Annotated in this window: 16 protein-coding genes; all 16 read right to left on the bottom strand. The window is 32.9% G+C overall.

The genetic code is table 11. From position 1 onward, the window contains the following. Positions 1–161: 161 nt before the first annotated feature. On the bottom strand, positions 162–2693 hold the full coding sequence (locus ACKWCD_RS11620; RefSeq protein ID WP_413984145.1) for a DEAD/DEAH box helicase: 2532 nt from the start codon (positions 2691–2693) through the stop codon (positions 162–164). Positions 2694–2873: 180 nt separating this feature from the next. Beyond that, positions 2874–5630 (bottom strand): DEAD/DEAH box helicase, encoded by a 2757-nt coding sequence (locus tag ACKWCD_RS11615; RefSeq protein WP_413984144.1) that lies wholly within the window; start codon positions 5628–5630, stop codon positions 2874–2876. 2 nt (positions 5631–5632) lie between these two features. Next, positions 5633–6658, bottom strand: coding sequence for a Hachiman antiphage defense system protein HamA (locus ACKWCD_RS11610; protein ID WP_413984143.1), 1026 nt, complete (start codon positions 6656–6658; stop codon positions 5633–5635). A 410-nt stretch (positions 6659–7068) separates the two neighbouring features. Next, positions 7069–8040 carry a hypothetical protein gene (locus tag ACKWCD_RS11605; protein WP_413984142.1) on the bottom strand — a complete coding sequence of 324 codons (972 nt, stop codon included), beginning with the start codon at positions 8038–8040 and terminating at the stop codon, positions 7069–7071. A gap of 138 nt (positions 8041–8178) precedes the next feature. After that, a complete protein-coding gene (locus tag ACKWCD_RS11600; RefSeq protein WP_413984141.1) occupies positions 8179–9264 on the bottom strand; it encodes an SMEK domain-containing protein in 1086 nt (361 codons plus the stop codon). A 234-nt stretch (positions 9265–9498) separates the two neighbouring features. Continuing rightward, positions 9499–10605, bottom strand: a complete 1107-nt coding sequence (locus ACKWCD_RS11595) for a DUF6236 family protein (protein ID WP_413984140.1) — start codon at positions 10603–10605, stop codon at positions 9499–9501. A 487-nt stretch (positions 10606–11092) separates the two neighbouring features. Then, positions 11093–11344 (bottom strand): hypothetical protein, encoded by a 252-nt coding sequence (locus ACKWCD_RS11590; RefSeq protein WP_413984139.1) that lies wholly within the window; start codon positions 11342–11344, stop codon positions 11093–11095. 1 nt (position 11345) lies between these two features. Further along, a complete protein-coding gene (locus tag ACKWCD_RS11585) occupies positions 11346–11978 on the bottom strand; it encodes a response regulator transcription factor (RefSeq protein ID WP_413984138.1) in 633 nt (210 codons plus the stop codon). A 5-nt stretch (positions 11979–11983) separates the two neighbouring features. Further along, positions 11984–12553 carry a sensor histidine kinase gene (locus tag ACKWCD_RS11580; protein WP_413984137.1) on the bottom strand — a complete coding sequence of 190 codons (570 nt, stop codon included), beginning with the start codon at positions 12551–12553 and terminating at the stop codon, positions 11984–11986. Between the two features lie 210 nt (positions 12554–12763). Beyond that, complete coding sequence (locus tag ACKWCD_RS11575) at positions 12764–14371, bottom strand: type IV secretory system conjugative DNA transfer family protein (protein ID WP_413984136.1); 1608 nt, start codon at positions 14369–14371, stop codon at positions 12764–12766. 10 nt (positions 14372–14381) lie between these two features. After that, positions 14382–15401: a MobB family relaxase gene (gene mobB, locus ACKWCD_RS11570; RefSeq protein WP_413984135.1), complete on the bottom strand. Its 1020-nt coding sequence runs from the start codon at positions 15399–15401 to the stop codon at positions 14382–14384. 4 nt (positions 15402–15405) lie between these two features. Continuing rightward, the gene (locus ACKWCD_RS11565; RefSeq protein WP_413984134.1) at positions 15406–15969 is read right to left on the bottom strand and encodes a BfmA/BtgA family mobilization protein; all 564 of its coding nucleotides are present in this window, start codon (positions 15967–15969) and stop codon (positions 15406–15408) included. Between the two features lie 381 nt (positions 15970–16350). Continuing rightward, positions 16351–16548: a hypothetical protein gene (locus ACKWCD_RS11560; protein ID WP_413984133.1), complete on the bottom strand. Its 198-nt coding sequence runs from the start codon at positions 16546–16548 to the stop codon at positions 16351–16353. A 17-nt stretch (positions 16549–16565) separates the two neighbouring features. Beyond that, the gene (locus tag ACKWCD_RS11555) at positions 16566–17015 is read right to left on the bottom strand and encodes a JAB domain-containing protein (protein ID WP_413984132.1); all 450 of its coding nucleotides are present in this window, start codon (positions 17013–17015) and stop codon (positions 16566–16568) included. A gap of 85 nt (positions 17016–17100) precedes the next feature. After that, complete coding sequence (locus ACKWCD_RS11550) at positions 17101–17454, bottom strand: single-stranded DNA-binding protein (protein WP_413984131.1); 354 nt, start codon at positions 17452–17454, stop codon at positions 17101–17103. Then, a partial coding sequence (locus ACKWCD_RS11545; protein ID WP_413984130.1) for a hypothetical protein occupies positions 17451–17759 on the bottom strand: 309 nt, incomplete at its 5' end. The genes ACKWCD_RS11550 and ACKWCD_RS11545, both read right to left, overlap by 4 nt.

The following is a 17759-nucleotide window of genomic DNA, read 5'->3' as shown; positions in this document are numbered from 1 at the left end:
GTTTCGGAAACACCCTTAATTCGTTGACAATCAGAATTTGGTAAGATGTTAATTGACCTTCTATTTACCGTCACAGAAAATAACTTGAATTGATTATCGGTTAGTTGTAGTTAAGGGTTCCTAATAGGGTACAAAAACCCGTATTACAATTACCAATGAAGCTATATCATTTGATAAGGAGATTTAAAGTAAACTTTTGAAATATCTCCAACTGTTAGTTTATGAACTATAAGAAGTTTTGATATTTTTTCAGAGGTAATTAGTTCAGATCCAGAATGTAAAAACTCTTTGAAAAAGTTTCGAACATTAGCTTTTAATACTCGAAGCTTAGACTTAGTCATAATTTGAGCACCAGATTCAAGTGTTGCATCTTTAGCTACATTACTAGTATTAATAATCATAACTGGGATACATTTGGAATGTTCATATTTTTTTTTGAACCAGTTACATGAATTACTCATTTGTCCAGTTTCTTTTTTATAAATTTCAGCACGATTTTCTTTAACACAATTTTTGCACTCAAATAAAATGTACTTCCCTCTTTCTATACACCAAAGATTATCTGGGCCTTTCTTCCAATATTTTTCAGGACGTTCGCTGTTAAAACCAATAATACTGCCCAATTGTTCAAGTGCTTGCTCAAAAGTATCTGCTTTAACCCCAAAACCAAGGTCATCTAAAATAGTATCTACTTTTTGGAGTAAATCCTCTTGTTTTTCAAACAGCTTAATCCAATCAAGAATTTTTTGAATTCGATTTTCATGAATTTCCAGTTTCTCAAAACTCATTCCTTGATTAGGTTTATACAGATATCTGTTATTTTGATGTGCATTTATTTGATATTCATTTGAACGTGATATACTTACAGGGCTGATAAATCGCCCCATTTGTTGAAGATACCAACCAAGCTCAGTTTTGTTATTGGGGTCAATAAACTCATTAATAATATATTGCATTAATTCGACGGCTTTCTCATTTTCACCCATACTAAAAACTTCCTCTGCCTCTCTTTCCTTTTCTAAAATCTCTAATACATTATCTATAGCATGGGATTTGGTTATACTATTCATTTCAGTTTTATAGTACTCCTTCCATCCAGCATTTCTTTCTAAACACTGGTCAATAATTTTTGTTAAAACACTAATCCCATCAGAAGTATCTGCATCCTCTACGGCAAACCGAGTTACATTTACTCCAATTTCTAATTGTTTTTGCGTTTCCTTTGAAAAAAATCTTTTGTATCTCGGATTTGATATTACTTGAAGAATATCGTTCCCCGTTAAAATTATAGCACAATAATCCTTTTCTCCTCTTACTCCTCTTCCTAGACCTTGTTCTATTTTTTGGGCAATTTTAATGTCAATTAGATCACTATCTTGTCTTACATCTTCTTGATATTTTTCATATAAATTTTGAGCATATGGCTTTGAATCAATAATTAAAACTCTACAATTATTATCGGGTAGATCAATACCATCATATCTATTTGCAATAACAAGCGTATTCTCATAGTTCCCATTCTTTAAAAAACCAATTTTTTCTTTTATATTTTCACTTTTAACAACTGTTGCTCCTAATTTTTCCCAAAAATTACTTTTATTAAAACCAGATGTTAAAACTACAACCCCATATTTTCTTGATTTTACTGGAGGGGCAAAATGATTTACAATACCTGTTCTATTTAATTGATTGTCTATTTTGTAAGGGAAAAGAATCATTTTCTCACCAGACCATAACTCATCATCATAAACAAGAGGGTTAATAATAGTTTCTTTAGATAATCCTAGACCTTTAATAAAAAATGAGTCATTATTGGTAGTAGCAGACATAAATACTCTGTGTGAAGCATTAAAGAAACTTCCATACTGATCAATTGGATTATGATATGGTTTTATTTCTAGCGCTGTACCAGAAAAAGTGCAGTAACAATGATCTAAATCATCTTTGATTAGATTCCAAGCAAATATGTAATTATAACCTTCTTCTCTTTTATTTTTTGAAAGTATTTCAATAACATCTGTGAAACGCTCTTTCCAATCCCAATATGGAACACTTAATATTTCAGGGGTTCCTCCTTCCTTAACTTCTTGAAGTTTTGCAAAGCCTTGTTTTTCAAGAGAACTTTCAAAAATATTTAATATCAAGTTATAGGCTTCCGTATCAGATTTGATATTAATCGTAAAACTATCTTCAATAGTATCGATGCAAGAATGTGAATCATCTAAAATTATTGTTCCTACCGGTAATGCTTTGCCCTTAAACCCAAATTTTGTAAACCCATTAAAAACTTTTTGTGAATGAGTAATTAGTATTTTTTTTCCATTTATAAAATCCTCAGGAATATTACCATCAAAATCAATCACACAATAATCTACTCCAAATTGTTCAGCTTGTAAACATGTCTGGTTAACAAGATAGATATTAGGGCAAATATATAAGGATGGTGTACTTGTCTCATTCAGTTTTGATTGAAGTATCAATAAGCCTATAATTGTTTTACCTTGTCCTGTATGAAGTTTAACTACACAATCTTTTTTACTTCTATAATCATTAAACCATTTATTTAAAACTTGTTCTTGAGAGGGTCTAAGTGGTCCTTTATCGCTAGCTCTATCTAACGTGTCATATATTTTTACTGGTTGAAGTTCTTTTTCAAGTTTTATTTTTTTTATTCGTTTATTAAAATCGATCATAAAAATATTTAGTTAAATTCCAAACAACTGTTTAGTTGATTCTTCTTATCATAAAAATAAGTGATTGCAAGTTTAAACCACAGATTTCATGTAGGAAATAAGGTCTTTTTTTTGGCCTGAATGATATGAGTAGGCAAAAAAAATAGAAAATATTCAAAGGCTTGTACAAAACAATTACTGTTATTTTAATAATTTAAGTCTCTTTAAATACCTATTATAAATAGGTTTTAATCCATTAATTTTTTCTTTGCTAGACAACCAATCTAAAATTGAGTTATCCTCTCTAAAGGCTTCTGTTGTCTTACTTTTGTATTGCTTAACTACACTAATGGCGACAGACCTAGAAATTCCACTAGAAATTAAGTTTTTGACATTTTTATCTCTCGTTCCTAACTCCAAAGCAGTTGGCAACCCCAATGTGATTTTGTATTTCTCCTTTTGATCTTCTGTTAATGTTGTATCAAGAATATCTACTAATAATTTGACATATTTAACTAAAAGGTAGGTAACTATGGATGAATTAATTTTAATTATCTTATTGATAAGTTTATTAACTTCTTTTTTGTCATTTGGATCTAGCTTGTCCTCATCTGAAACTCTACTATCCGTTGAATAAAAACGAATATCATTATCTATCAATTGTTTATAGCTCAATCCTTGCAGCCAAGTTGTTGCATGAATAGCCATAACTGTAGAATTAATATTAGAGATTTTATAGTTCTCAAATGCTTCTTGACTTATATTAAATATTTCGTCTAAGCCTTTAAATATAGTAAGCAATTGCCAGAAAAATGGCCTGTCTTTATTAGGCTTTTCTAACACATCTTCTTTCTTTCTTCTTTTTTCTAATATACTATTAGGGGTAATCACCCAATCTTCAATATCCTTATTTTGAATAGCTATATAAAGCTCATTCTGAAGTATTGGATCTATTGACTGATTTTCTAGTATAATCTTTTTAGGTATTAATATATCAGATAAGGTATTTTTTAAATCAATAATAGCATTTTCTATATTTGCTAGAGAGACTCCTTTTTTAACAAGGTAATTACTAACACTGTTTTCGTTCTTAATATATCTATTTCGAATAAACAACGTTAGTTGTTTTTGCTTTAAAATAGATTTGACATCTCTTTTCCCATCCTCCTTATAAATCTCTATATCATTGATATTTGACCTTAAATATTTAAAATCATATTCGGGAATATTCTGTGTGGAATATATAGTTATTTCTTTCTCGTAATCAGCCTCAAAATATTCAATTGCACTTTTTCCTTTATAATCTGCTTTCTCAATAAAATATATAGTTCCATAAAGAGATTCGCTTAACCTTCCAGCTCTACCAATAAGGTTACCAAATTCAAAATCCGTTAAATCCTCAATATTTTTCTTTGGAATAATAATGAAAAGATTATTCGCAGGAAGATTAACACCTTCTATTAGTGTTGAAGTACAAAAAAGATTATTTATCTCTTTATCTTGAAACAATTCTTCTACTTCCTTTCTTATAATATCTGGTAATTTCCCATGATGAAATGCGACACCTCTTTCAAGGCAGTCAATAAGATAATAATCCTTATTAAACTCATCTTTTAAAAAATCAATTAACTCTTTTACTCGCTTAGAAATATTAACCTCACCAATAGATTCTTGATATTCTCTTGCCCAATTTTCAGCATAATCTCCTCTATTACTAAAAACTATATTTGATTTATTAGGGGCAAGTAGGTTTATGATTTTCTCTAATATTGTTCCATTTCGTTTATTCTTTATTAGAGAATCAGCATTAAAAGATGTTTGAATATTTAATAGTATAGATTTATTAATATTATCGCGTACCTCAACTTCTAAATCACCTTTTCCATCCGCCCTGATGATTTTCTTAAATTGTATAACTGGTGAAAGTTTTGTTTTAAAAGGAGCTGCTTCTTTATTAAAAAGTTCTTGATATGTCTTTTCAGGGTTTAATATATGAGGTCCGGCAGTAACCAACTTTGCTTTAAAAAACTGCAAAGAAAGATCTTCAAAAACATTTTCAAAAGTAGCACCTCTTCCTTGATCATTTTCTACTCCCTGAATTTCATCTATAAAAATAAAATCCATTGGAATCTTTTCTTCCAAATCTGCGGCCAATAGTTTTATGCATCGCTCAGGTGTAAGAACATATAATATTTTATTTTCTCGAAAGACCTCTTTTACTAGGTCTATAGTATCTTCTTTATCATTATCCTGTATATAGGCTGTTCTAATTAAAGTATTAGTGCCTTTCAATTCAATTCTAAACTCCTCGCTTACTTGATTTATTAATGCTCGACTTGGAACAATATATAGAGCTTTATAATTTTCTTGAAGAGCAAACGTCTCCGATAGAAACTGTTTTAAAATATATGATTTACCCGAAGACGTAGGAGCAGAAACGGCAAGCTTACTAATATCATTTAATCCGTTCCATAATCCTTTTTGAAAAGAGGTAACTAAAATTGATCCGTTATTAGTTTTAATAGTCTTACTCTGTCGCTGTAGTATTAATTCTAACGATAATACACCATCATAATCATTATTGATTAATATATTTGAATCCTCTATTTTAGTGTTTAGCTGAGTAAAAAAGCGAGTTGCTGTTAAATTACCTAATCTGGAAAACAGTACGTAACAAGCCTTAACAACATCAATATTATTTCCTTCTTCATTTTTTGTTAAGTATAATAATGAGGCAAAACGTTGAGCGCGAACTTTGTGGTCTACATCTGAACTACTAGCTAAAATTGAACAAAGCCAAATAGCTTTTTTTAATTTAAAATAATCAAAATCAATATTAGTGTTTTCGGTATAAGTAAAATGATTACTGTATAAAAATTTTAAATTTAAAAGTGAAAACGTTTCTAGTAATACAGGATGATCGTAAGATTGTTCTATTAAACTTTTATCTGTAGTCATGTTTATAAAAGTTTATCATCCATTGCTGCTCTGAATTTAGAAACATCATCTACAGGAATAAGAAAGAAATCAAGAAAAGAATGTTCTAAATTATGATCTCCGACATGATTATTTATTAAATCAAAAACTTCTTTCTTACGTTTAAATCTTTTAATTAGTTCAATGGAGATCATTTCATTGAACTCTTCATGTGTTTTCGCTTTTTTTTGCAAATCTTTGATAAAAGATCTCTCGTACATTAAGATAATTGGATGAACAAGAAGTTGTTCTTTATATTTGTCAGAAGTTGAATCTAACCTATCATAAAGTTCATCTATATTAACCCCATCAACGTCATATTTATGAATATGCTCACGAGCAATAAGAAGTTCATGGCTTCTATTATGTGCGTTTTCGGAATCATTATGATATCTATTAATTGATTCTAGGGCGTCCACTATTGCGCCTGATAGGCTTTTCATTATCTTTGACTCACCAAACAATATTGCCTTATTTTTCTGATAATCACCTAGAAAAATACCATCACTTCCTTTTACTTCATCATTAACATTAGTCAAGTGTTTTATTTTATGCGCTATCATTTTACATTCTAAAACTCCTTCTACTAATGCAAATAGCATTAACTCTCCATATTTACCTCCAATATAATCTTCTCCTTTTTTTCTAAAAAAAATCCGACTTTGATTAAAGATATCAATCCAAGTATCAATTTTAACTCTTTCTCTTTCCGAAGAAATTATCTCAATCAATTCATGTTCATCTAGTTCTGTATTTGATTTGCGAATAGCTTTTTCATTACGTCTTAAACTTCGTTCTATATCATCTTCAATTTCTTTTATACTATATACATAGTGTGGGATTATTTTAGTAAGAAAACTACTTAATGATAGAAAATCCATTTGGGTAGATGAAGGCTTTACAGTATAAACTCTCATACTGATTTTGTCTCCTATTTTTTCTGTAAGATGAGAAATTAGTTCTTTCTCCATCCAACCTTTGTCAATTTTAATTATTTGGTTTTCACTCATCTTTATAAGATATAATTGACTTTTCCATTTTTCATAAAATAGCTTTACGAAAAATTATAAGTATTTTAATCTTAGTTAAGTAAAAGCTGACAGATATGTAGGATAAATCTCGAAGATATTAATTAAACAATCAATTTACAATTTTACTTTCTGATTCAGAAAGAGAATAACCCTTAGAAAGCAATACCACCTATACAAACCTTACCAAAATAGGCTAGGGAAGGTACAAGGAAGAATCAGAAACACCTAAAAGCAATAAAAAAGCACCTCTTTTGGAGAGGCGCTTTCGTTTTTAATTTTTTGTTTTTAAAAGACAAATCCTAAAGATTTGGGGACATTATATATATACGCAAGCTTTTAAATTAAATACCAAAACCCGTATTAACTAAAGGCATTGCTGTGCGCCGTATTTATTTTTCTTCTAATATGCTAACTATTTTATTTTCGTTTAATAAAAATCTAATTTTTTTGTATTCCTGCGTGATTGCAGATCTATTCTCAATGTCAATTGAAGAAGGAAAATATTTTACACTGATAACAATGTTAGGTAAATTAATATCCCAATTGGACCTAATTTTAATGTCCTTCCCACACAACTCTTGATTTGGTGATTTAATATACTTTTCGAATTCTGTTAATCCTACCGTTTTTATTTCTGTTTTCCAGCTAATCATTTTTTCAAAGGTTATTTCCTTATTAAGATTTTCAAGAATACCTGTTATATCAGATTTATTACAAGCGTTAATAAAGTTTCTAATAATTTTTCTTGGGATTTTCTGAAGAGACCTAGACTCTTTCTTTTTCTCTTTAATATACTCTTTAAAGTCTTCATTTACTAATTCTTGCATATTGAAATATCCAAATTGTACTGCTTCATTAATTGATTTAAAAAGTGTGTTTTCTAATATCTCACATTCAGTATTTTTATTTCTAAATTCTTTTAATAGTAAAAACCCTGTTTCTTGAGTTTTGTTATTTTTCCCATTTACAATGTTTATGTAGTAATCTTGCTCTTTTTCTTCAAAAAGAACTTTTACTTTTGGAATAAACCGTTCTATTTTTTTGTCAGACTTTTTTATTAAATACTTTGTTTCGTCTATAGGGGTTTCAATTGTGAAGTGAGATTGATATCTCGATATTTGTAATCTAATTTCCTTTTTGCCTTGTTCAAGATTTGAAGTAAATTTGTAATTAGGAAAACTTTCTAAAATTGCTTTATCTAGTTCCCACTCTTCATAATCACTTGAGAAACTCAATTTGTAATGGTCTTCAAATTCGAAAAAGTAGATAGGAAAATCAATTTTGTTCTCGATAACTTTAGTTTTAATCAGTTCAATGTCTGACTTTCTATTTATCAAAATCGTAATTTCAGTTTCTATCATACGGTTCGTGTATTGTTAGCTGCTTAAAGAATCAGGTTGTCAAAAATGAAGGTCTACAGAAAATCCGATAGGATTTTTGGATTAGCTATTAACTGGCCAAGCAATTAATTATATATGGTGTTGTGCGTTCGTCTTTTCTCATTTAATCCGCTTATCATCTTCGAGTTCTCCCAAAAAGTATCCGAGCGTATTTTCAAATCGATAGAGTATTTTCTCAAATGGCGAATCTTCAACTCCATCATATTTACAGAACAAATGATAATCATTATAATACCCATCTCCATCTTCCCAATCTATTATGTTTTTATATGGTAACTCTCCTAATATTCTAATTTTTACTTTGTAAAACCCTTTTCCTGGTTTTTTGTTTTTATCTCCATAATCCAGAATATACCATTCTTTTTTTTCGTTAACCATAGCTTCAGTTCCTAAAGCTGCGTCGAGCCATATTAAAATTCCTTTTTCATAGAGGTCGTACATAAATGTTCTTGACCATTTTGCATTTTCATCGACATTTGGGTAAGATTCATCAGAAATTGAGCGTAATATAAATCTAGAATCTTTGAACTTATGTATCGGTAATTTAGCTAATTCTTCTCTATCAATTTTATGCCAATCTTCAACTAGCATTTCATTGACTATTTCTTTTTTAATTTTTTTACGCCTTAAAAACTCACTTTGAGAGACTTTGTTTGATTGAGGTTTATTAGCGATTTTATTTATATTTCTAGGTAGAGTATTATTTTTCAGTAGAATGTCTCTGATTTTAAGTAATTCCGTGTGATTACAATTGTTTTCTATTAAACCTGTGAATTCAATTATATTATAATCAATGTAATTAAAATTCAGTTCGTCTTTTGATTTTGGTTTTGATAGTGTGGTAAAAAAAATTATTAAAGTGTCAAATCCATTTTTAAGATGATTCTTCTCAAATAGTTTTAAGGTTTTATCTTTTTTGTTTTTTCTTTTGTTGGAAGTAATTTGAATACATATTTTATTTTTCTCGTCAAATAAATCGTAAGTATCTTGATTTACTTTGACTGATTTTGCAAAATTCCAATTGTCTTTTTTGTATATAATATTAAAGAGTTCCTTAAAATAAGTTTCTGCATATCTGCTTATATCTGTGTCTCCAGATTTATTGAAACAATCTATCTTAAATGATATTTCAAATAATTTATCTTTTATCTGTTGATGAAGATGTTGAAAATCAAGTAAGCTCATTCGTTATTACGGTTTTTTTTAAGATGACGCACAACGGGTTTGTTTACGAAACGTTGCGTGTAAAAAAACGCTAACTTTTCGGTTAAATACAGAGCCGAATTTTTATATTTTGTTTTTAACTTATCAATCTTAAAAGCCAAATTTAGAAATTTGGCGGTCTTTATAAATAAGTAAGAACCTCTCGGTTTAGCACTTACCAGCTATGTTTTATAAACGTTGTGGCCAACTGGCTTTCTACATTCTATTAATTACTCCACTATTTCTAGCGTGATATAAATATGAAAAAGGTGAATTTCTCAAATTAGCTCTATTTTTATTCCTCAATTCAACATATTTGGTCGATAATTCAATTCCACCCATAACCCCAATTCCTATTGTGGTTAATTCTATGGGTAAGTTTAGGAAGTTATTGCTACTATTAACAATAGCTACTGTTGAAGCAATCAAAGTAGGTGACTTTAAACTTATTAATGTTTTTACAGTTTTCAAGGTTGTTTCAATTTTAGAATCTCCCAAGACTTGAACTAAATCATTCACACCTTTGACTAATTCGTCTTGAAAATTGATAGTTGTTTCTTTAAGTTCGGAATTAGATTCAGACTTTGATGCTTTATTTTGGAATTCAGATAGTTTTAAATTGAAGTGTTTCAAGTTATCTTTTCTTTTTTCTTTGAATTTTATAATTTTTTCAATCGAAACATTGCGTTTTGGTGTAGGAAGAATGTTCTTGAAAGCCAACGAAGCTACTGGAAATCCGTTGTTCTTATTCACTTTTTGAAAATTGAAATTCTCATAAACTACACTGTCTGTACCAATTGAAGTATGTTCTTTGTCAATGTCCGCAAGATATTTTGCTAACAATGACATATATAGTAAAGCAGTGTTTTGTTCAAATTGTATCCAATCATTTCCATCTTCCCTTTTTGCTAATCCCTTTTCTTCTAAAAAATAGAAAAGTCCATCCGATGTCTTATTAGAATGAACTCTTGATGTTCTGAGGTCTTGAATTTTATTAGAATGAATCCTGGAACTAAATGGTCTTCGTTGTCTTTCAAGTCTTGTTTGAAATCTTTTACCGAGTATAACTTCTTTAAATTCATTTTGGAATTTTTCAAATTCCTCCCAATTATCTTGTGCAGAAACCAAAGTTTCAGGTTTAATTGGTCTGAAAACTTCAATATCAATTAAGTACTCGATGTCTCTATCTAAATCTAGCAAAAGATTCCCATCGTAATCACTCGGTACAATCGAACTAACTTCATCCCAATAAAATAAAGCACTTTTTAACCACGCGTTTTTTGGGATATTTATTGTTGGGTAGTAGAGCAAATTTCTTTTCATTACGATGGTTTTTCAGCTTTTTAGCAACAATAGGATAACATAATTGATAATATCCTTCTTATATCTGTAAATATAAATATTATTCTTTTGGAGGTTTTGTATTACTTATGTATCGTAATGCTACTTTCTAAACAAGAGAATAGTAGAATACCGCTATAAATATTTGGTGTTAGATAATTTTTCCAGTAATTTCTCTAATTGTAAAAAGTATAGGTTTAGCCTATAAATATGTCCCACGTAACAAACTCTTTACAGAATGCACCTTCTGTAAAGAGTTATATATGAAAGAACCGAATTGCTCCAAAATAATCGCTGGGCTGACCAACATTACAATCATCCTAATGGTTTTGGCATTCGCATGTTTCTTTTTGAAGTTATTTTAAAAAAACGACTATTTTTCAAAAAAAACTCGCATCGCTATGAACTCGCTCAAAATTCTCTTTTAGTCACTCCTTTAAATTCAATTCAGTCAATGACAGTTGTTTAGTTATTCTAGGCTTTCTCTTGGAATTTCCTTTTTTAGATTTTCCAATATTTTTTTCTTGACTGTGATTTCCCCTTTTTTACCTATCATAATCTCTTCAATATCCGAATTTTCATTTATCGAACGTATAACTCGATGAGTATTAATTGCTCTTGAAACTACCATAATCAAATTCGCAGCACAGGTCGCACAAATTAATACAAAGCCTGCAACAGCGTAATTAGAATCAAGTAATATTTCAAAATAATCTTCCAAATTAATACATCGTTTTTTCCTTAGCTATACTATATAATTCTTGAGTCCCATTTATTCCCAATTTCTCAATTATGTTTCTTTTATGTGCTTCCACAGTGTGTTTGGACAACTGCAATTTCTCTGCAATTTCAAATGACTTCAAACTCTTTCCTAATAGAAGCAACACTTCTTTTTCCCTATTTGAAAGTAAGCCGATACCATCTGCATCGTTACTAATTCTTAGGCTTTTTATAATTTTACTGACACATAGTTCATCAAAAAAATCACCTCCCTCCGCTACTTTTCTTATTGCTTCTATTAATCTTGATACATCACTTGTTTTAACAATATAGCCTGAAACCCCATTTCTTATGGCCTCAATTATGGTGTAAGTTTGACTTAACGCTGACAAAAAAATAACAGGAACCTTAATACCGCGTGATTTGATAGACTTTAACAATTCCATTCCACTGGAGTTTATATTAGAGCCCTTCATATAAATATCAGAAATCAAAACATCTGGTTTTTTCTTTTCTAATAATTTCAAGGCATCCTCTGGATTTAAGGCAGTTCCTATGATTTCAATGTCTCTTTCATCCTCTAGAGTTCTTACTAAACCTTGCAATATCATTTCATGATCATCTACTAAAATCACCTTTATCATAGTTTTATTGGTATTTCAATGGTTATCAATGTGCCTTTATTTGAAGCGGAATCTATTCTAATTTTCCCGTTGATAGCTCCAACCCTGGACTCAACATTTTTTAGACCGCCAAACTTGTTTTCAGTACTATCAAATCCTATTCCATCATCCTCCACATAAATCTCTACACGATTACCTCTAGCAAAAAATTGAATGAATACTTCCTTTGCATTTGCATGTTTAATGACATTTGTAAGTAGTTCTTGAATCACTCGATAGATTACGATGTGTATGGTTTCGGAGATATTAAAATCCTCATGAAATCTTTTAAAAACTGGATTAATACGAATTTTTTTTCCATACGTCATAGAATCTATCAATTCCATCAAAGAATTTTGAAATCCTTGATTAACGGGAATATCAAGGTTTCTTGAAATATCTCTGGCTTTATGGTAAACCTGATTCAAAGAATGTAATACTGACCCACTATTACTTCTGTTATCCTTAGAATTTTCAAGGTTTAACATTACTCCGAAAATATCATTGGCAATTTCATCATGTATCCTCCGGCTAATTCTACTTTCCACTAGTTGTACTTCTTTTAATTTTTCAGTAGAAATCTTTTTTCTGAAATATGCTATTACGAGAAGATTAATGACAATCAAAAGGAGTATTACTATACTAAGAACTAAAATAATTATAGTCAAAACTAATTATTAATTATAATTAAATATAACTAATTAATTTCAACTATCAAAGTACACAACCCAATTCCACTTAGCAATCATCCGTAAGGATTATTCAGTTTTAAATTTTTCCGAAGAAAAAATCTCCTCCGCCTCCCGATGAATCCGATCAAAATTCTCCTGAAGTTTTTCTTTTAGATTACGATTGGGCAAAGGCAATTGTCTAATGATTTTCGGCGTTTTAAACAGCACCTTTTTATCCTTCCCATCTGCCAACACTACGAAAGCCCCTTGTTGCAATCCATAGAACACATCGGCACGGGTTTTGGCCACTTCCCGCTCCCCTTTCGTCACACGGGTATCGAAATTCAGGTTATAGCCCTTGTTTACGCTTTTGGTCTCACGCTTTACGATTTCAAAAAAGCGTTCGTAGTATTTCGCGGTGTCCGGGTCATTGGCCTTCCCAAAGAACTGATAGGACAGGTTGCTCAAAATGGCCTTACTGGCCATCGGGCCATACATCATGTCATTTTGAATCTTATCCTGGAGTACATAGACCGTTGCGATATCATAACTACGAAGTGTAGCGGGAATGCGATGCATATTCAGCAATCGAAGGGTCGCAGCTTCCTCCATCAACAAAAAGGAAGGATTGCGTTTGCGCACGCTCATTTGTTTGGTAATCGTGTGTATGATGGTTGCGATAACAGGCGAAAGTGAAGTTTCGATTTTCGGGTTATTGACTACGGAAACCACGCCCAAACTTTCGGGGTCGTTGATATTCAGATTGATTTCATCTTCGGAGAGTGCCATAAAGATGCGTTGTGTACTGATCTTTTTAAAGGCATTGGCCAAGGTGCTTTTGACCCCTGCCGTTTGACGCTCCGATCCTACCCCACTGATAAAAGCATCCGCCATGGCTCTTGATGTTGTGTTCTCCGATAGGAATTTAATGAGTCCCTTGGTATCCAAATGTTGATACAACGCAATCAAATGTGGCAAGGTACAAGCCTCCTTAAAATCCGTTTTCAGACGCCATATCATACCCCCTATCAAGCCTTCGACCACATCATTGAAAAAGCGGGTCGTAGCGTTCATAGTATTGTCCTTTTGCTCCAGTAGGTTTTCAACTAACACACGCGAAACCTCATTGACACTTTCCTCATCGGGCAGGTATCTCGGAGCAATGGGATTGACCTTGGTATAGATGGTATCGAAGGAAATGATGTGAAAAGGCACTTTCCCTTTGCTGAAAAGCGGAAAAGCCATTTCAGTGATTTCAAAGTCTTTGTAGTCGTAGATGACCCCGCTAAACTTCCACTGGCTGAAATGGTTCAATAAGGGGTAGACCACACTTTCTGTTTTACCACTCCCCGCCGCCCCTATGATGGCGATGCCCCTTCTGATATTTTCCAAAGTCAGCTTTCCTTTTGATACTTGAAGCTTGACCTGATACCTACTATTTGTATGCGCTGTGCCCTCCATAGGAAAGAATACATACCAGAGGATATTGACAAAGAGCAAAGGCAATCCGATAAGCAAAAGCAGCAATAAAAACTGTTGCGTATCGGAAGCCCTGAACCAATACCAAGTTAGACCAAGCATAATCCAGGCGTTATTTAGAAAAAATCCTCCTTTGATAAAACGCACCAAGAACAGGCAAATAGCGCTTCCAAAAAGAAGGCTTAAAACAACTACAATCCAATTTAAATTTTCCATATCTATAGTATTAAATTCCTATTGAACCTGCCTCGATAGCACGTTGCATTCCTCGTCGCAAACGATGAAAAACCTTTAGGGCCAATTGTACTTTATTGGTGGGTATCGAAGGCACACGCATTCCTGTTTTTGAAAGTAGTTTTAGTGCCAAGGCCTTTTCGGAAGTGGGGAGGTTTCCCAAAAGCATCCGAAACAACATCGGATTTTTGACCAGTGTCTTTTTAGCGGTATAGGTTTCCACGAAATTGCGTTCGTATTTAAATAGTTTATCGAAAACCTGTTCCGATTTCTCATAAAACTCATCGCGATGGAAGCCGCGTTGCACTTTCTTTCCGTGCATCTCCACTTCGGAAGCTTTGTACTTCGATCCAGGGGAAAGGCCAAAGGAATTGGTCACATCCTTTCGGCTCACGATGATATGGATGTGCGATTGATTTCCCTCTTTTTTCATACCCGCTACTATCATATTCCCATTGATTTGATATGGGGCTTCCTTTTGCAATTGTTTGATTTCCGCTTGAATTTTTTTGATGTTTCCCTCCAATTCCCCTCGCGCTACTTTTCGGATATCGTTTTCCAATTTGGCGATACGTTTTCGAAAGGGTGCGTTCTCAACCACTTCTTTTTCAAAACCTCTATAGGTGCGTTCGTGTTCGATTTTGGCATAGTATTTTATCTGGTCGACCGTAATGGGTTTTTCCCGATAGAAGGAGCTGGTGTAGACCTTCATCAACTCCCGCGTATAGGTTTTTAGTGCCTCTGGATTTTGTGCTATTTTTTTCAGTTCCCGTTGGCTTGGACTTACCACAATGGAATAGAATTTAGGTTCCGTTTTTTTCAGTTTGGCGGTATTGGCATCGATTTCGGAAATTACCTTTTCAGATGGAATTCGATCCTCGGTCTGGCTAAAAAAATGCTCTTGATTTTCGGGTTCCAAACCTTCGTTTTCCTTGTCGAGATAGGCGACATAGTCCGACACGCTATTCGAATAGCTCTGTCCAATTTTTTGAGGTGAAATTGCGATGTACATATAATTAGTCTTTTAAAGCTTGTTTGAAACGCGCTAGTTCTTCCGTGGTGATTTCAATTTTTAAAAAATCCTTTCCAAAGCGATTGCTTACCGGTTCGATTTTGTCCAAGACATACTGCAAACGGTCTTTGATTTCGGACAGTTTTCTGTTCGCCCGGTCGTACTTTATTTTCGAAACACTTGTCTTCTCCTTTCTGGTTTGGGCGGCATCGGCATCGGTCTTTTTAGCTTCCAACAATTGGGGCTGATACATTTTTTGTTCTTCTTCAAAGAGCGACCTCAGCATGGTCTCGATATTGGTCAGGGGAATGTTCTGTGCTTTTTCAATGGACTTTGAAATGGCAATGGAAGCCTCGATACGTTTTCGGTTGAGCTCCTGCCCCGCACTTAGGTCTTTGGCAAAACGTTGGTAGGGGGAATAGTTGTGCCATTCAAAAAAGTCCATCATCGCTATCAAGGCTTCCGCATGGGAACGGGCTACTTTTTTGGAAAAGTCACGAAACCTTTTGGCCACCGCCGCCCTGACATTGATGTTCGCATAATCGTATGTATACTTCTTCTTTCTCATGTTTTTGTGCCAAATCTTTTTCCTGTTTTAAGGGGTTATGAGGCTTTTTATGCCAAAAAATCCGGTATTTGAAATTTCAAAAAACCATTAAAAACACTTCAAATCATTGAAAATGAATGATTTAAAAACCAAACCAAACAGCATAACACCGCTTTAGCGTGTTATCCTCTTGCTATTCCTTTTCCCCCGCAGGGGAAAAAATGAATACCTTTCCCTCAAAGTAAAGGCTCTTGTAACTACAACCTTTTGAAATCCATTATTTAAGAATTGAAATCGGGTATTTTTGCGGATTATTCAAGCTTGTTAAAAAAAGGTTGCACTATCCCAAAAAGAAACGGACAACTTTTGAAGCTGCCCGTTTGGTTAAAACCTAGTTATCTATTAGACCGTAAAAACAAATTTGAAGTTGTACAGGTATCGGATGGCTTCCTCGTTTAGAAGTTCGCTGTAATCCAAACCATTTTTCGCTGCATAGGTTTTTAATTCCCTGCCATGTCGTGTTTCAATTTCCCTTCGGGATTTTTCCAAAAGGCGTTCTTGGGTTTCCCCATCCAAGTTGATGTAATTCAGATAAACCATGATTATAGGGTTTACATTTATAGGATGCCCTCATCGGCAAAACTGTAGTAGTTCCCATCGGGCACGATAATCAAGTGATCTAGTAGTTTTATGTCCAGTAGTTCGGCAGCGTTTTTGATTTTTCGGGTAATCTGCCTGTCCGCAGTACTAGCTTTTAAAGTTCCGCTCGGATGGTTGTGGGTCAAGATAATCGCTACGGAAAGCGTCTTTAGGACAACCGCAAACAAAATTCTCAAATCTACTAGCGTTCCTGTTATTCCTCCCTGTGAAATCTGATAGATTCCTTTTACTTTATTGCTGTTGTTCAATAGGATTACCTTAAAGGATTCATGTACTTGAATGGTGTCCTTGTCCCAAAGTTCATGCAACATTTCCGCGGCATCTTTGGAGGATTTTATCTTGCGCCAAAAGGGGGAGGTTATGCGTTCTTTGTAGCTCACTTTTATTTCATTAACTTGTGATTTCATTGCTTTTAATTTATGTTAGTTGTAATGAAAAAGAGGGCGCGACTTTCCACGGTACGCCCTCTTTCTATTTTAAAAACTAAATGCATTAGGCTGCTTTGTTTTCGTTCTTGGCACCCAACAATAAAACCTCGCTAACGATCACTTCGGTGATATAACGTTTTTCGCCTTCTTTGGTCTCATAGCTTCTTGAAGTCAATTTGCCTTCGATGGCAATTTCTTTACCCTTGCCCGCATACTTTTCGATGATCTCGGCAGTCTTGTTCCAAGCTACCATGTTGTGCCAGTGGGTACTCTGTACTTTCTCGCCCTTTGTGTTACGATAGTTCTCATTGGTAGCCAATGAAAAACGGATTACTTTTTTACCGCTTTCCAAAACGGTCATTTCGGGGTCGTTCCCCACGTTGCCAATTAGTTGGACTTTGTTTCTAAGATTACTCATAATTGAAAAAATTTAGAATGAATTAATAGACCCGCCCGAACTTTTCGGACAGCATTTAAAATCGATTTACTTATTATATCTAGAGCGCTTTCCCTTTTTTTGTTTTTTAACTTTTGTTCCGCTTGCTTTTTGTTGATTCTGTACGATTTCATGATTTCCAGTTTTGATTTACTTCCCATAGTGTATCCTATGATAAATCCAAATTTTGAAGCATAAGTTTTATCTATTCTTCCAAGATTTTTTGTGCAAACCTTTTGAATCGATTTACTTATTATATCCTGAGCGTTTTCCTTTTTTTGATTTTT

Origin of the sequence: Maribacter taeanensis (assembly GCF_047345145.1) — a bacterium.
Classification (GTDB): Bacteria; Bacteroidota; Bacteroidia; order Flavobacteriales; family Flavobacteriaceae; genus Maribacter_C.
Note: the sequence above shows the minus strand (reverse complement) of the source record. Positions and strands in the feature narration are given on the sequence as shown.

Bases quoted from the DNA above. Each gene is read 5' to 3' on its own strand.
- ACKWCD_RS11620 (WP_413984145.1), bottom strand. From the start codon at position 2,693: ATGATCGATTTTAATAAACGAATAAAAAAAATAAAACTTGAAAAAGAA.
- ACKWCD_RS11615 (WP_413984144.1), bottom strand. From the start codon at position 5,630: ATGACTACAGATAAAAGTTTAATAGAACAATCTTACGATCATCCTGTA.
- ACKWCD_RS11610 (WP_413984143.1), bottom strand. From the start codon at position 6,658: ATGAGTGAAAACCAAATAATTAAAATTGACAAAGGTTGGATGGAGAAA.
- ACKWCD_RS11605 (WP_413984142.1), bottom strand. From the start codon at position 8,040: ATGATAGAAACTGAAATTACGATTTTGATAAATAGAAAGTCAGACATT.
- ACKWCD_RS11600 (WP_413984141.1), bottom strand. From the start codon at position 9,264: ATGAGCTTACTTGATTTTCAACATCTTCATCAACAGATAAAAGATAAA.
- ACKWCD_RS11595 (WP_413984140.1), bottom strand. From the start codon at position 10,605: ATGAAAAGAAATTTGCTCTACTACCCAACAATAAATATCCCAAAAAAC.
- ACKWCD_RS11575 (WP_413984136.1), bottom strand. From the start codon at position 14,371: ATGGAAAATTTAAATTGGATTGTAGTTGTTTTAAGCCTTCTTTTTGGA.
- mobB (WP_413984135.1), bottom strand. From the start codon at position 15,401: ATGTACATCGCAATTTCACCTCAAAAAATTGGACAGAGCTATTCGAAT.
- ACKWCD_RS11565 (WP_413984134.1), bottom strand. From the start codon at position 15,969: ATGAGAAAGAAGAAGTATACATACGATTATGCGAACATCAATGTCAGG.
- ACKWCD_RS11560 (WP_413984133.1), bottom strand. From the start codon at position 16,548: ATGGTTTATCTGAATTACATCAACTTGGATGGGGAAACCCAAGAACGC.
- ACKWCD_RS11555 (WP_413984132.1), bottom strand. From the start codon at position 17,015: ATGAAATCACAAGTTAATGAAATAAAAGTGAGCTACAAAGAACGCATA.
- ACKWCD_RS11550 (WP_413984131.1), bottom strand. From the start codon at position 17,454: ATGAGTAATCTTAGAAACAAAGTCCAACTAATTGGCAACGTGGGGAAC.